10 protein-coding genes are annotated in these 14,352 nt (G+C 73.1%); 8 read left to right on the top strand and 2 right to left on the bottom strand.

All coding sequences use genetic code 11. From position 1 onward, the window contains the following. Positions 1–120 precede the first annotated feature (120 nt). The 4 genes from ACFWA9_RS00870 to ACFWA9_RS00855 all read left to right on the top strand — a co-directional run bounded on the left by ACFWA9_RS00870 (position 121) and on the right by ACFWA9_RS00855 (position 6,263). Positions 121–1,452: an FtsW/RodA/SpoVE family cell cycle protein gene (locus ACFWA9_RS00870; protein ID WP_329489288.1), complete on the top strand. Its 1,332-nt coding sequence runs from the start codon at positions 121–123 to the stop codon at positions 1,450–1,452. Further along, entirely contained in the window at positions 1,452–2,960 is a 1,509-nt protein-coding gene (locus tag ACFWA9_RS00865) for a penicillin-binding transpeptidase domain-containing protein (RefSeq protein ID WP_380382145.1), read from the top strand. The genes ACFWA9_RS00870 and ACFWA9_RS00865 overlap by 1 nt, the downstream gene beginning before the upstream one ends. 267 nt (positions 2,961–3,227) lie before the next feature. Next, complete coding sequence (locus ACFWA9_RS00860; RefSeq protein WP_352290642.1) at positions 3,228–4,721, top strand: amino acid permease; 1,494 nt, start codon at positions 3,228–3,230, stop codon at positions 4,719–4,721. 132 nt (positions 4,722–4,853) lie between these two features. Further along, on the top strand, positions 4,854–6,263 hold the full coding sequence (locus tag ACFWA9_RS00855; RefSeq protein WP_380382143.1) for a glycosyltransferase 87 family protein: 1,410 nt from the start codon (positions 4,854–4,856) through the stop codon (positions 6,261–6,263). Between the two features lie 24 nt (positions 6,264–6,287). On the opposite strand, the gene ACFWA9_RS00850 is transcribed toward ACFWA9_RS00855, so the two are convergent. Together ACFWA9_RS00850 and ACFWA9_RS00845 are read right to left on the bottom strand one after the other, a co-directional pair. Further along, entirely contained in the window at positions 6,288–8,054 is a 1,767-nt protein-coding gene (locus ACFWA9_RS00850; protein ID WP_352290644.1) for a penicillin-binding transpeptidase domain-containing protein, read from the bottom strand. Between the two features lie 171 nt (positions 8,055–8,225). After that, entirely contained in the window at positions 8,226–10,046 is a 1,821-nt protein-coding gene (locus tag ACFWA9_RS00845; RefSeq protein ID WP_352290645.1) for a phospholipid carrier-dependent glycosyltransferase, read from the bottom strand. Between the two features lie 106 nt (positions 10,047–10,152). Here ACFWA9_RS00845 and rsmI point away from each other — a divergent pair, with 106 nt between their 5' ends. The 4 genes from rsmI (at position 10,153) to ACFWA9_RS00825 (ending at position 14,337) form a co-directional block, all read left to right on the top strand. After that, entirely contained in the window at positions 10,153–11,010 is an 858-nt protein-coding gene (gene rsmI / locus ACFWA9_RS00840) for a 16S rRNA (cytidine(1402)-2'-O)-methyltransferase (protein WP_380382141.1), read from the top strand. Between the two features lie 235 nt (positions 11,011–11,245). After that, positions 11,246–11,671, top strand: a complete 426-nt coding sequence (locus ACFWA9_RS00835) for a hypothetical protein (RefSeq protein ID WP_352290646.1) — start codon at positions 11,246–11,248, stop codon at positions 11,669–11,671. Positions 11,672–11,836: 165 nt separating this feature from the next. Beyond that, positions 11,837–13,459: a methionine--tRNA ligase gene (gene metG, locus ACFWA9_RS00830; protein ID WP_352290647.1), complete on the top strand. Its 1,623-nt coding sequence runs from the start codon at positions 11,837–11,839 to the stop codon at positions 13,457–13,459. Next, the gene (locus tag ACFWA9_RS00825; protein WP_329489297.1) at positions 13,459–14,337 is read left to right on the top strand and encodes a TatD family hydrolase; all 879 of its coding nucleotides are present in this window, start codon (positions 13,459–13,461) and stop codon (positions 14,335–14,337) included. Before metG ends, ACFWA9_RS00825 begins: the two co-directional genes overlap by 1 nt. Positions 14,338–14,352: the final 15 nt, after the last annotated feature.

The following is a 14,352-nucleotide window of genomic DNA, read 5'->3' as shown; positions in this document are numbered from 1 at the left end:
GACCGGACGGCCGGGCCGGGGCGGACGGGCCCGGTCGCCCGGCCGCCCCGGCCGTCGTTCCGTCAGCAGCACACCCGCGCAGCAGGACACCCAGGACGGTCCGTGGCGACACCCTCCGCCGTGACGAGAACCGCCGGCCGGCCCCGCCGGACGGTGCGGACCCGGCGCAACACCGAGCTCGCGCTGGTCCTGGCCGCCGTGCTGATCGCCGTCCTCGGCTACGCCGAGGTCGGGGTCAACATCGACGGCACGGTCCCCGCCGACGCCGCCGAGTACGGCGCCGCGCTCGGCGTGCTCGCGCTGCTGGCGCACGCCGTGGTGCGCTGGCGGGCGCGGTACGCCGATCCGCTGCCGCTGCCGATCGGCGTGCTGCTCAACGGGATCGGACTGGTCGTCATCTACCGGCTGGACCGGGCCACTCCCGGCGGCGGCGCGGCCCCCACCCAGCTGCTCTGGTCCACGCTCGGGGTGGCGCTGTTCATCGCGGTGGTGGTGCTGCTGCGCGACCACAAGCGGCTGCGGCGCTACGCGTACATCGGCGCCCTGGTGGCGCTGGTGCTGCTGGTGCTGCCGATCTTCTTCCCGCCGGTGTACGGCTCGCGGATCTGGATCACCGTCGGACCGCTCTCGTTCCAGCCGGGCGAGTTCGCCAAGATCCTGCTGGCGGTCTTCTTCGCCGCCTACCTGGCGGTCCACCGGGACGCGCTGGCGCTGACCGGCCGCCGGGTGCTCGGGTTCCAGCTGCCGCGCGGGCGGGTGCTCGGGCCGGTCCTGCTGATCTGGGCGGCCTTCGTGGGCGTCCTCGTCCTGGAGACCGACCTCGGCACCTCGCTGCTCTTCTTCGGCCTCTTCGTGGTCATGCTCTACGTGGCGACCGCGCGCAGCGGCTGGATCGCCATCGGGCTGTTCCTGGCCGCGGTGGCCGCGGTCGGGGTCGGCTGGCTCTCGCCGCACGTGCACAGCCGGGTCAACGACTGGCTGGACCCGCTCGGCTCGATCGCCGAGGGCCGGGGTGCCAACCAGATCGCCCAGTCGCTGTTCGCCTTCGCCTGGGGCGGGGAGCTGGGCAGCGGCCTCGGCAACGGGCACTCCGTGCTGATCGGGTTCGCGGCCAAGTCCGACTTCATCCTCGCGACCATCGGCGAGGAGCTGGGGCTGACCGGGCTGATCGCGCTGTTCCTGTTGTACGCGCTGCTGGTCGCCCGGGGCTTTCGCACCGGCATCGCGCTGCGGGACCCGTTCGGCCGGCTGCTCGCGATCGGGCTGGCGTCGATCGTCGGCCTCCAGGTGTTCGTGGTGGCCGGCGGGGTGCTCGACCTCATCCCGCTGACCGGGATGACGCTCCCGTTCGTCGCCCAGGGAGGCTCCTCGGTGGTCACCAACTGGATCATCGTCGCGCTGCTGGTGCGGATGAGCGACATCGCCCGCCGCCCGTCCGCGGGGGAGGTCTGATGGCGCTCGGCCGCTCCCGGGGCGGCGGGCCGCAGGGCCGGCCGGGGATCTCCGTCACCGGCCGCCGCGCGGGCACCTTCTGCCTGCTGCTGACCGTGGCGCTGTGCGTCCAGGCCACCCGGGTCCAGGTGTTCCGGGCCGACGAACTGGACCACAACCCGGCCAACCAGCGGCTCACCATCGAGCGGTACTCCCAGCCGCGCGGCAACCTGCTGGTCGGCGCCGACAGCGTCACCGGCTCCGAACCCACCGGTGGCCGGTACGACTACAAGCGCACCTACACCGACGGCCCGCTGTACGCCGCCGTCACCGGGTACTCCTCGCAGGCCTACGGGAACACCCAGCTGGAGGGGACGGAGGACGACCTGCTCTCCGGGACGGACAGCCGGCTGGCGAGCTGGGCGGTCTGGGACGCCGTCGCCCGCAAGCAGAACCCCGGCGGGGACGTCTACACGACCATCGACCGGGCCGCCCAGCAGGCCGCGATGCGCGGACTCGGCGGGCAGCAGGGCGCGGTCGCCGCGATCGAGCCCGCCACCGGCCGGATCCTGGCACTGGCCAGCACCCCCTCGTACGACCCGGGCAGCTTAGCGGGCTCCTCCGCGGCCGACCAGGAGGCCTGGAACCGGCTGCAGGCCGACGCCGACCAGCCGATGCTCAACCGGGCGCTGCGCCAGACCTACCCGCCCGGCTCGACCTTCAAGGTGGTCACCGCCGCGGCCGCGCTGCAGCACGGCGTCGTCACGGACCCGGACGCGCCGACCGGCGCGCCCTACCCGTACGTCCTGCCGGGGACCACCACGCCGCTGGTCAACGACACCCCGGCGTGCGACGAGCCGGGGCAGTCGCTGGACACCGCGATGGTCCACAGCTGCAACAGCGTGCTGGGCTACCTCGGGGTGCAGGTCGGGCTGGACCGGATGGTGGAGACGGCCGCGAACTTCGGCTTCAACGACCCGAGGCTGGACGTCCCGGTCCGGCCGGCCCGCTCCAACTTCGACACCCGGATGAACGAGTCCCAGCTGGCGCTCTCCTCGATCGGCCAGTTCGACACGGCGGCCACCCCGCTGGTGATGGCGATGGTCGCGGCCGGGGTCGCCAACAACGGCGCCGTGATGCGTCCACAGCTTGTGGACAAGCTGACCAAGCAGGACGGCACCACCGTGCAGCTGATGCGCCCGGCCGCGTACCGGCAGGCGATGAGCCCGGCGGTGGCCGGGCAGGTGCAGCGGCTGATGACCGACGTGGTGGAGAACGGCACCGGGCGCAACGCGCGGATCGGCGGGGCGGTGGTCGGGGGGAAGACCGGCACCGCCCAGCACGGGGTGGACAACTCCGGGACGCCCTACGCCTGGTTCATCGGGTGGGCCAAGCCGGCCGGCTCCGGCGCGGTGGCGCCGGTGGCGGTCGCGGTCGTGATCGCGGACAGCGACGCGACCGATGTCACCGGCGGCGCGCTGGCGGCACCGATCGCCCGGTCGGTGATGCAGGCCGTTCTCGGGCGGTGAGGGGTGGAACGGCCCGTGCGCCGGGGGCACGTCGCTGACCTGCGGCTTAGCGGCTCGTTCCAAGATCCGCCGTTTGCGAAGTGTCCGGTTTGTGCATGCCAGTGCGACGATTCGTACAATGCGCACCGCGCGACTGTTCGTTTGCGACACTGGTGCATTCGCGGGGTACTGTCCCATCTTTGTTCGGTTGGTCCCCGATGGCACCCCACGGCGCGTCGAGTGACCGGCCGCTAGGACACCCTCCCTCGCCCAGCAAGGATCCTCGTTTTGGCCAGCAACGCCCTCGGCGCGCGCCTGTTGCGGCGCAAGCCCGTCTCGACCCTGATCGCCGAGAGCGAGGGCCGCGACGGCCTTCCCGCCGGTGCGCCCGAGGAGGGCGGACGCTCCGGTATCCACCTGCGCCGCACGATCGGCCTCTGGCAGCTGTCCTCGATCGGGATCGGCGCCACCATCGGCACCGGCATCTTCTTCGTGCTCAGCACCGCCGTGCCGTCGGCCGGTCCGGCCGTGATCCTCTCCTTCGTGATCGCCGCGGTCACCGCCGGCCTCACCGCGCTCTGCTACGCCGAGATGGCCTCCGCGATCCCGGTCTCGGGCTCCTCGTACTCGTACGCCTACGCCACCCTCGGCGAGGGCGTCGCGTTCGCGGTCGGCATCTGCCTGCTGATGGAGTACGGCGTCTCGGCCTCCGCGATCGCGGTGAGCTGGGCCGAGTACCTCAACAAGTTCTTCGACCTGGCCTTCGGGTTCAAGATCCCCGAGGCGGTCTCCGGGGCGCCCGACAGCACCCACTGGTTCAACCTGCCGGCCCTGCTGCTGGTCGCGATGGTCTGCACCCTGCTGATCCGCGGCGTCAGCGAGTCGGTGAAGGTCAACGCGGCCATGGTGGGCATCAAGATCCTCATCCTGCTGCTCTTCATCGGGGTCGGCCTGACCGGCTTCCACTCCGGCAACCTGACCCCGTTCATGCCGCTGGGCATCGGCGGCGTCCAGGTGGCGGCCTCCAGCATCTTCTTCTCGTTCATCGGCCTGGACGCCGTGTCCACCGCCGGTGAGGAGGTCAAGAACCCGCGCCGCACCCTGCCGATGGCGATCATCATCTCGCTGGTCGTGGTCACCCTGCTGTACATCCTGGTGGCGCTGGCCGGCATCGGCGCGCAGCCCTGGGAGAAGTTCGACGGCCAGGAGGCGGGCCTCGCCCAGATCCTCCAGGACATCACCGGCCAGAGCTGGCCCGCCATCGTCTTCGCGATCGGCGCGATCATCTCGATCTTCAGCATCACCCTCGTGGTGATCTACGGCCAGACCCGCATCCTGTACTCGATGGGCCGCGACGGCATGCTGCCCAAGCGCTTCGCCGAGCTCTCGCCGCGCACCGGCACCCCGGTCTGGAACACCATCGTGGTGGGCCTCGGCGTCGGCGCGCTGGCCGCCTTCATCCCGCTGAACGTCCTGGCCGACATCACCAGCCTGGGCACCCTGATCGCCTTCTCGGTGGTCTCGGTCGGCGTGATCATCCTGCGCCGCACCCAGCCCGACCTGCCGCGCGGCTTCAAGGTGCCCGGCTACCCGGTCGTCCCGCTGGTCAGCGTCGGCTTCTGCGTCTACCTGATCACCGGCCTGCACGCCGACACGTTCCGGGCCGGAGCGATCGCCCTGACGCTCGCCGTGGTCGTCTACTTCGGCTACAGCATGAAGCACTCCAAGCTGGAGAAGGCGGCGCGGCCGACCGACGCCACGGCCGGCAACCCGGCCGGCTGAGATTCGCGTACCGAGCACCCGCGGACGGGGCCGTCGAAGGGCGAATGCCACTCGACGGCCCCGTCCGTGCCACCGCAGACTCCCGGCCCGGAGATGGCGACACGGCGTGGCCCCCGCCCATAACCTTCCACCATGGTGAGCACCCGCACGCCCGGCTACTCCCGCCCGCGCGGCCGCTTCACCGGCCGTGGGGCCGCGCCGGCCCCGCCCGCAGAGGCCGGGCCGCCGACCCGACGAGACCGTCCGCGCGGTACGGCGGCGCCCCGGCCGTTCCCCCGTCAGCGTGGTGACCGGTCCACCGGCACCCCGCCCGATCGGCTGAACCCGACCCGGCTCGCCGCGCTGCGGCGCGTCCAGCTGTTCGGCTGCCTGGTGGCGGCCGGCTGGGCGGCGGCCTTCCCGCTCGTGTCGGACCTGCCCAACCAGCGGCTCTGGGGGACCGTGGCGGCCCCCGCGTACGCCCTCGCCGGGCTGTTCTGCCTGGTCCTGCCGCGCCGGTGGGCGGCCCGTGCGGCCGCCGGGGTCGCCCTCCTGGGCGCCGTCCTGGTGCCGCTGGCGCTGCTGGCGCTGCAGGGGCGTCACCAGTCCGAGGTGATGGTGGTCGAGCGCTCGGCGCACCTGCTGCTCACCACCGGCAGCCCGTACCTGCCGCACCCGGTGGTGGTCACCGACTACAACCCCTACCTGCCGGCGATGACGCTGTTCGGGATGCCGCGTGCCCTGGTGGGCAGCGGCAATCCGGTGGCGCAGGTGGTGGGGGACGCCCGGATCTGGTTCGCGCTGACCTTCCTGGCCTGCCTGCTGGCCAGCTGGCGGCTGCTGCGGCCGTCCCGGGACCGGGCACCGCTGCTGCCGCTGGCGGTGCTCACCGCCTCGCCGCTGATCGCGCTGGCCCTGGCGGTCGGCGGGGTGGACCTGCCGCTGATCGGGGTCTGCTGCCTGGCCATGGCCCTCGCCGAACGGGACCGCACCATCGGCGCCGGGCTGGTCCTCGCGCTGGCCTGCACCCTGAAGTGGACGGCCTGGCCGGCGCTGCCGGTGGCCGTCCTGCTGCTGTGGCGGCTCTACGGGCGGCGCCCGGCGGCCCGGGCCGGACTGACCGCGCTCGGTACCGGCCTGCTGGTGATCCTGCCCTCGGTGCTGGTCCGGGCCGACGAGCTGCGCGAACAGGTGGTGCGGTTCCCCCTGGGGCTGACCGCGATCCAGACGCCGGCCGGCAGCCCGCTGCCCGGCAAGGTGCTGGCCGGGTTCGGCCCGACCGGGCACACCGTGTCGCTGGCGCTGATGACGGTGGGCGGGCTGGGGGTGGCGATCTGGCTGCTGGCCCGGCCGCCGGTCTCCGCGATCGCCGCCGCCGACCTGCTGGCGGCGGGGCTGGCGATCGCGTTCATGCTGGCGCCGGCCGGGCGCTTCGGCTACCTGGCGCTGCCGGCCGTCCTGGTGATCTGGCCCCGGCTGGCCGCCCGGCGGTGGAGCGGGAGCCCGCCGGTGCCGGCCGGCTGCCTGCTGACCCTGCCGGAGCCGGCGCTGCCCCGGGGCTGACCGCGGGGCGGCGCCGGCCGGGCGTCAGCGGTTGCCGGCCGCCTTGATGACGGCGGCGACGGCCGGGCCGGCCGCGTCGGCGCCGTGGCCACCGGCCTGGACCTCGGCGGCGACGGCGATGTTGCCCCGGTAGGCGGTGAACCAGCTGTTGGTGGTGTCCATCCCGGCGACCTCGGCCGAGCCGGTCTTGGCACCGGCGTTGTCCGAGATGCCGGCCATCGCGGCCTTGGCCGTGCCGTCCTTGGCGGTGGCGGCCATCATCGCCTTCAGCTTGGCGTCGGCGTCCGCGGAGAGGTTGCGGGCGGCCTTCTGCTGCGGCAGGTCGGCGACCAGGATCGGCTGCTTGAACTCACCGCTCTGCACCGTGGCGGTGATCGAGGCGATGGCCAGCGGGTTCATCTGGACCTTGCCCTGGCCGATCGACTGCATGGCCTGCTCGTCCTTGTTGGCGCCCGGGTCCGGCACCCGGCCGTCGACGTTGGGCAGGCCGGTCTTCCACTCCAGGCCGATGCCGAAGACGTCCTTCGCGGTGGCACCGAGGGTGGCCGGCTTGAGGCTGGCCAGGCCCTGGTCGATGAAGGCGGTGTTGCAGGAGATCATGAAGTCCTGCTGGAGCGTGTTGTTCGGGTAGGCGTCCGGGAACGAGTTCGGGATCGCCTTCGGGTTGCTGCTCTTCACCGGGCAGGCGACCGGGGTGTCCGGGTTGACGCCGGCCTCCAGCAGGGCCGCCGAGGTGACGATCTTCATCGTCGAGCCCGGGGCCAGCAGGCCGACGAAGGCCCGGTTCTGGCCGGTGGCCGGCGCGTTGGCGAAGGCCAGCACCTGGCCGGTGCTCGGCTCGATGGCCACGATCGAGCCCTGCTTGCCGCCGAGGTCCGCCATCGCCTTCTCGGCGGCGGCCTGCACGGCGTTGTCGATGGTGACCTTGAACGGCTTGGCCGGCTTCGGCTCGACGATGGTGAACAGCTTGTCGGTGACGCCCTTGCCTGCCGCGTCGGTGATCACCACGCCGCTCCCGGCGTCGCTCTGGTCCTTGGTCGGGTCGGCCTGGAGGAGCTTGCGGGCGTTGTCCTGGAGGGTCGAGATCAGCGCCGGGGTGATCGAGGCGCCCTGCAGCGCCTTGCCGTTGCGGTCGACCACGTTGCCCGCGGGGGCGAAGACCGGCTGGGTGGCGATCACCTCGCCGGCGGTCAGGTGCGGGTGGATCACCGACGGGGCCCAGTGCACGGCCGGGGTGTTGTCGCTCATCTTCACGACGCCCAGGAAGCCGTTGTAGTCCCAGACCCGGTTGGTGCCCTCGAACTCGGCGCGGGCCTTGAAGCCCATCAGCACGCCGGAGGGGGCGGCGGAGGCGGAGGCCGACGGGGACTCGGTGCCCGCCGCGGTCGGCGCCGCGGAGCCGGTGGCGGCCGGGGGCTTGGCGGCCGGCGAGGGCGTGCCGGTCGCGGAGGCGAAGGCGGCCGGGGTGGCCGGGCCGGACGGCGCGAGGGTCAGCGCGCTGGGCTTGACCTGGTCCTTGAACGCGGTCAGCGCGGCGGTCGCGGCCGCCGGGTCGTCGGTCAGCCCGGCCGCCTTGGCGATGTCACCGGCGGCCCAGGCCTCCAGGAAGTCCTTGGCCCCGGCCGCGGCCTGCTCGGCGCTGGGAGGCTCGGCGACCACCGTGCGGGCCTTCTTGGCCTCGGCGGTGTCGGAGCCGCCCGACCCGACGAGGCTGTAGGCCCCGTACCCGCCGCCCGCGAGCACGGCGACGGAAACGCCGGTGATGATGCCGATCTTGGCGCCTCTGCGCATGGTGCTGTTCCCCCAAGGGTCTGGCGACTGGCCGCAGCCGGAGGTGGCCGGATACGCGTTCGGTGACCAGCCTAGGCAGCCGAACTCGGTGCGCCGACGAAACGCCCGGGTCTTGTGACGGATCTGGTACGTGTCGCGCACCACGCCGGCACGGTTCCCGCCCCGGGACCGTCAGATCCAGGTGTTGAACCACATCCGCTTGCGCCAGTCGTCCATCGGGATCGTCTGCCCGGTGTACAGCGGGTAGAAGAAGAGGAAGTTCCAGACGATCAGCAGCACCAGCAGCCCGGCCGCCGCGGAACCGATGATCCGCCGGTCGCGGGACGCCCCGGCCGGCCCGATCAGGGCGCCGACCAGCATCGTCACGGCGAGCACCAGGAACGGCACGAAGGCCACCGCGTAGAACAGGAAGATGGTCCGCTGCTGGTAGGCGAACCAGGGCAGGTAGCCGGCGGCCAGGCCGCAGAGCACCGCGCCGGCCCGCCAGTCGCGCCGGGCGGCCCAGCGCCACAGGCAGTACACCAGCGCCACCGCGCCGGCCCACCAGAGCAGCGGGGTCCCGATGCCCAGCACCTCGCGGGCGCAGTCGCTCGCGGTGCAGCCGGCCTGGCCCTGCTTCGGGGACTCGTAGAAGAAGGAGACCGGTCGGCCGAGCACCAGCCAGCTCCACGGGTTGGACTGGTAGGTGTGCGGATCGCTCAGGTGGGTGTGGAAGTCGTACACCGTGGAGTGGTAGTGCCAGAGCGCCCGCAGGCCCTCCGGGATCCACGGGAACGCGGTGTCCCGGCCGACCGCCCAGTCCCGGCCGTAGCCGCCCCGGCCGGGCACGGTGCTGCTGGCGAACCAGCCCCACCAGGAGGTCACGTAGACCACCGCGGAGACCACCACGACCGAGACGAAGGCCGGCACCACGTCCCGGACCAGCGTCCACAGGTACGGGCGGCCGGCGCCCGCCAGCCGGCGCGAACCGGCGTCCCAGAGCACGGTCAGCACACCGAAGGCGGCGGCCACGTACAGGCCGCTCCACTTGGTCGCGCAGGTCAGGCCGACGCAGACGCCGGCCGCGATCCGGTACGGGCGCCAGCCGAGGTTCAGCCGCTGGGCCAGGGCGGAGTCCGCCACACCGCCCAGGCGCGCGACGATCCTCGCCCGGGTGCGGTCGCGGTCCAGCAGCAGGAAGCCGAACGCGGCGAGGATCCAGAACATCACCACCAGGTCCAGCAGCGCGGCCCGGCTGAGCACGAAGTGCAGGCCGTCCACGGCGAGCAGCAGACCGGCGACGCAGCCCAGCAGGGTCGAGCGGAACAGCCGGCGGGCGATCCGGGCCACCATCAGGATCGACAGCGTGCCGAGCAGCGCCACCGCGAACCGCCAGCCGAAGGGGTTCATCCCGAACAGCTGCTCGCCCGCGCCGATGATCCACTTGCCGACCGGCGGATGGACCACGTAGCTCGGGTCCGGCCGGTACGGCACCGCCGACCCCGCCATGATCTGCTCGTTGGCGCCGTCCGGCCAGCTGATCTCGTAGCCGCCGTGCCAGAGCGCGTACGCGTCCTTGGCGTAGTACGTCTCGTCGAAGATGATCGCGTTCGGCTCGCCGAGGCCGCTGAACCGGAGCAGTCCGCCGAACAGGGCCACCAGGAGCGGGCCGAGCCAGCCGGCCCAGCGGCAGAGCCAGGACCAGAGCGGCGCCGGCACGGCTACGCCGAGCCGCAGCAGGACCGGGGAGGGGGCGACCCGGGCCGGCGTCACGCCCGGGCCGTCCGGCATCGGCGGCACCAGCCGCTCGGCGAGCGTGGCCTTCGGCGGCGGGGTGTAGCCGTGCCGGGCCAGGCGCCGCAGCCAGGACGGATCCGGGCGCTCCTCCTCCCCGGACGCGCGCGGGGCGGGGACGGCGGGGGACGCCTGGTCCGTCAGGACCGGCACGCCGACGCCACCCTGCGCGGTGTGGTCTGTACCAGTGGGCGTCTGCGCCGCCGTGTCGCCGTTCATCCGCCACATCGTAGGGGCGCTTCCTTCGGGGAGGACGGCTCCCTCCGAAGCTGCCCGAATCGTCACCAAAAACACCCGGGGCCCGGTTACTGCAAGGATGGGGCCCGTGACAGGAGTACTCGTTCTCGCAGGCACCCCCATCGGCGACGTCTCGGACGCCCCGCCCCGGCTGCTCACCGAGCTGGCCACGGCGGACGTGATCGCGGCCGAGGACACCCGGCGGCTGCGCCGGCTCACCCAGGCGCTCGGGGTGACCCCGGCCGGGCGGGTGCTCTCCTACTTCGAGGGCAACGAGGTAGGCCGCACCCCCGAGCTGGTCGAGGCGCTGCTGGGCGGCGCCCGGGTGCTGCTGGTGACCGACGCCGGGATGCCGTCCGTCTCCGACCCCGGCTACCGGCTGGTGGCCGCCGCGGTGGCCGCCGACGTCAAGGTCACCGCGGTGCCCGGCCCGTCCGCGGTGCTCACCGCGCTGGCGCTGTCCGGCCTGCCGGTGGACCGCTTCACCTTCGAGGGCTTCCTGCCGCGCAAGACCGGGGACCGGGCGCGCCAGCTGGCCACGGTCGCCGCCGAGCCGCGCACCATGGTCTTCTTCGAGGCCCCGCACCGGATCGCCGAGACGCTGGCCGCGATGGCCCTCGCGTTCGGCGCCGACCGCCCCGCCGCGGTCTGCCGCGAGCTGACCAAGACCTACGAGGAGATCAAGCGGGGCCCGCTCGGCGAGCTGGCGCAGTGGGCCGCCGACGGGGTCCGGGGCGAGATCACCGTGGTGGTCGCGGGCGCCCCGCCGGCCGCCCCGGCCGAGCTGACCCCGGCCGAGCTGGCCCGCCGGGTGGCCGTCCGGGAGGAGGCCGGGGAGCGCCGCAAGGAGGCCATCGCGGCGGTCGCGGCGGAGCTGGCGCTGCCCAAGCGGGAGGTGTTCGACGCGGTGGTGGCGGCCAAGAACACGTCGGCCGGCCCGGCCTGAAAGCCGCAGGTGCCGGGGGTGACGGGGGCGCGTACCTTGGAGTGAAGGCCCCGGTAAACGCCCGCCGAGCTGAAGCTTTGGCCGTGGTTTTCGGTCAGGATCCACCCTTTCGTATAGGGATTCCCAATCCGCGTCCAAGTCTTCACAAGAGGGGCATCGGCCGGGGCGGTCCGGGCATTTCCTGGGATGGAAAGACCCAGCCGGGCGAGCGCCCGGCGGGCGCTGGGAGACTGCTATGAGCGAGACGATCGGTAGCCCCCGCGGTGGCAATGCGCTGAGCGACCCCGGCCTGACCGGCCGGCCGCAGACCCCTGTCGAGACCGTCCGGGAGGCCTACTCCTTCGCCTGCCTGAGCTGCGGATACGGCTGGGAGCAGGCGTATGACATCGAGCACCACATGGCCCGGGACGGGCACGTCGTGTTCGAGTACCACGCCAACGGTGTCCGGGTGCCGTCGCCGCTGCTCAAGCCGACCTGCCCGGGCTGCGGCGGCCACACCGTCCGGATCATGCGCGAGGGCCGGGTGGCCAGCGCGGACAAGTCCTGGCAGCACGCCCCGGGCTACTCGGCGCACGCCGAGCCGGCCGGCGCCCAGCCGGTGGCCGCGCCCGCCGCGCCGCGCGGACGGCTGGCCCGGCTCTGGGCGCGCGTGACGGGCTGAGCCCGGGAGGACGGTTCGGCGGCCGGTCGGCGGACCGGCGGCCGGACGACCCGGTGGAGCGGGAGCCGACCGGGGACCGGCGCGAGGCGCCGACGGGCGGGCGGCGCCGGCCCCCGGTGGGCACGGGTCGAGGGCCGCCCCCGTACCCGATTAAGCTTGCCGACCATGGCGGCCACTGCAGAACACAGCACCACCGGGGACGCGACCCCGGCGTACTACGTCACCACCCCGATCTACTACGTCAACGATCGCCCGCACCTGGGCCACGCCTACACCACCGTGGCGGGCGACGTGCTGACCCGCTGGCACCGCCAGCGCGGCGAGAAGGTCTGGTACCTGACCGGCACCGACGAGCACGGTCAGAAGATCCTGCGCACCGCCGAGGCCAACGGCGTCACCCCGCAGGAGTGGTGCGACAAGCTGGTCGAGGAGGCGTGGAAGCCGCTCTGGCAGCACCTGGAGATCGCCAACGACGACTTCATCCGCACCACCCAGGAACGGCACACCGACCGGGTGCAGGAGTTCGTCCAGGACCTCTACGACAAGGGCGAGATCTACAAGGGCGGCTACTCCGGCCCGTACTGCGTCGGCTGCGAGGAGTACAAGCTCCCCGCCGAGCTGCTGGACGGCGCCACCGAGGGCGAGAAGCTCTGCGCCGTGCACAAGCGGCCGGTCGAGTGGCTGGAGGAGGAGAACTACTTCTTCCGGCTCTCCGCCTACGGCCCGAAGCTGCTGGAGTTCTACGCCGCGAACCCGGACTTCATCCAGCCCGCCTCGGCCCGCAACGAGGTGCTGCGCTTCGTCGAGCAGGACCTCAAGGACCTCTCGATCTCCCGCTCGACCTTCAACTGGGGCGTGCCGCTGCCCTGGGACGAGAAGCACGTCCTCTACGTCTGGGTCGACGCGCTGCAGAACTACATCACCGCGGCCGGCTACGGCACCGACCCGGAGCGCTTCGCCGAACTCTGGCCGGCCTCCGTGCACCTGGTCGGCAAGGACATCCTGCGGTTCCACGCGGTGATCTGGCCGGCCATGCTGATGGCCGCCGGACTGCCGCTGCCCAAGCGGGTCGTCGCCAACGGCTGGCTGATGGTCGGCGGCGAGAAGATGTCCAAGTCCAACCTGACCGGCATCGCCCCGCAGGACCTCACCTCGCACTTCGGCGTGGACGCCTACCGCTACTACTTCCTGCGGGCCATCCCGTTCGGCACCGACGGCTCGTTCTCCTGGGAGGACTTCACCGCCCGGTACACCTCCGAGCTGGCCAACGACTTCGGCAACCTGGCCTCCCGGGTGGCGGCCATGGTCGGCAAGTACTTCGACGGGGCGCTGCCGGCCTCGCCGGCCCACGGCCCGGCCGAGCAGGCCGTCGCGGACGGGCTGACGGCGGCGGTAGCGACCGCCGACCGGAAGATCGGCGAGGAGCTGGACTTCGCCGGCGGCCTCGCGGCGGTCTTCGAGTTCGTCAAGCAGGTCAACGGCTACCTCACCGAGCAGGCGCCCTGGAAGGTCGCCAAGGACGAGTCCGAGGAGGGCCGGGCGCGCCTCGCGACCATCCTCTACACCGCCGCCGAGGCGCTGCGGGCCACCGCCGTGCTGCTCAACCCGGTGATGCCGGCCACCGCCGAGAAGCTCTGGGTCTCGCTCGGGGCCGAGGCCGCCGGTCTCGGCGCGCTGTCCGCGCAGACCGTCGCCACCGCGGCGGACTGGGGCCGGCTGCCCGCCGGCGCCACCGTCACCAAGGGCGAGATCCTGTTCCCGCGCCTCGAAGAGAAGCCCGCCGCCTGATGGCGAAGAAGGACGACGACCGGTCGACGCCACCGCCGCTGCCCGCCCCGCTGGCGGTGGCGGTCGCCGACTCGCATACCCACCTGGACATGCAGTCCGGCACCCCCGCCGAGGGCCTGGCGCGCGCCGCCTCCGTCGGCGTCACCACCGTCGTCCAGGTGGGCTGCGACGTGCCCGGCTCGCGCTGGGCCGCCGATCTGGCGGCCGAGTTCGAGCAGGTGCACGCGGCCGTCGCCCTGCACCCCAACGAGGCGCCGCGGATCTTCCTCGGCGACCCGGACGGCTGGTCCGGGCAGCAGCGCCCGGCCGGCGGCGCCGCCGCGCTCGACGCCGCCCTCGCCGAGATCGACGCGCTCGCCGCGCTGCCGCAGGTCCGCGCCGTGGGCGAGACCGGCCTGGACTACTTCCGGACCGGTCCCGAGGGCGTGGAGATCCAGAAGGAGTCGTTCCGCCGGCACATCGAGATGGCCAAGCGGCACGACAAGGCCCTGGTGATCCACGACCGGGACGCCCACGAGGACGTCATCGCGGTGCTGCTGGCGGAGGGCGCCCCCGAGCGGACCGTCTTCCACTGCTACTCCGGCGACGCCGCGATGGCCAGGACCTGCGCCGAGCACGGCTGGTACCTGTCCTTCGCCGGACCGGTCACCTTCAAGGCCAACCAGCCGCTGCGGGACGCCCTCGCCGCCACCCCGCCGGACCGCGTGCTGGTCGAGACCGACGCGCCCTTCCTCACCCCGCACCCGTACCGCGGCCGCCCCAACGCGCCGTACCTGATCCCGGTCACCGTCCGCTCGATGGCCGCGACGCTGGGGCTGCACGAGGACGAGCTGGCCACCGCCATCGCGGCGAACACGGCCAGGGCCTTCGGGTACTGAGCCGACCGGACCGGG

The sequence above is a fragment of the Kitasatospora sp. NPDC059973 genome (assembly GCF_042737525.1).
Classification (GTDB): domain Bacteria; phylum Actinomycetota; class Actinomycetes; order Streptomycetales; family Streptomycetaceae; genus Kitasatospora.
This window is presented reverse-complemented; position numbering and strand designations above follow the sequence as displayed.

Excerpts from the sequence above, each read along its gene's own strand:
- ACFWA9_RS00865 (WP_380382145.1), top strand. The coding sequence starts at position 1,452 with ATGGCGCTCGGCCGCTCCCGGGGCGGCGGGCCGCAGGGCCGGCCGGGG.
- ACFWA9_RS00855 (WP_380382143.1), top strand. The coding sequence starts at position 4,854 with ATGGTGAGCACCCGCACGCCCGGCTACTCCCGCCCGCGCGGCCGCTTC.
- ACFWA9_RS00850 (WP_352290644.1), bottom strand. The coding sequence starts at position 8,054 with ATGCGCAGAGGCGCCAAGATCGGCATCATCACCGGCGTTTCCGTCGCC.
- ACFWA9_RS00845 (WP_352290645.1), bottom strand. The coding sequence starts at position 10,046 with ATGAACGGCGACACGGCGGCGCAGACGCCCACTGGTACAGACCACACC.
- ACFWA9_RS00835 (WP_352290646.1), top strand. The coding sequence starts at position 11,246 with ATGAGCGAGACGATCGGTAGCCCCCGCGGTGGCAATGCGCTGAGCGAC.
- metG (WP_352290647.1), top strand. The coding sequence starts at position 11,837 with ATGGCGGCCACTGCAGAACACAGCACCACCGGGGACGCGACCCCGGCG.
- ACFWA9_RS00825 (WP_329489297.1), top strand. The coding sequence starts at position 13,459 with ATGGCGAAGAAGGACGACGACCGGTCGACGCCACCGCCGCTGCCCGCC.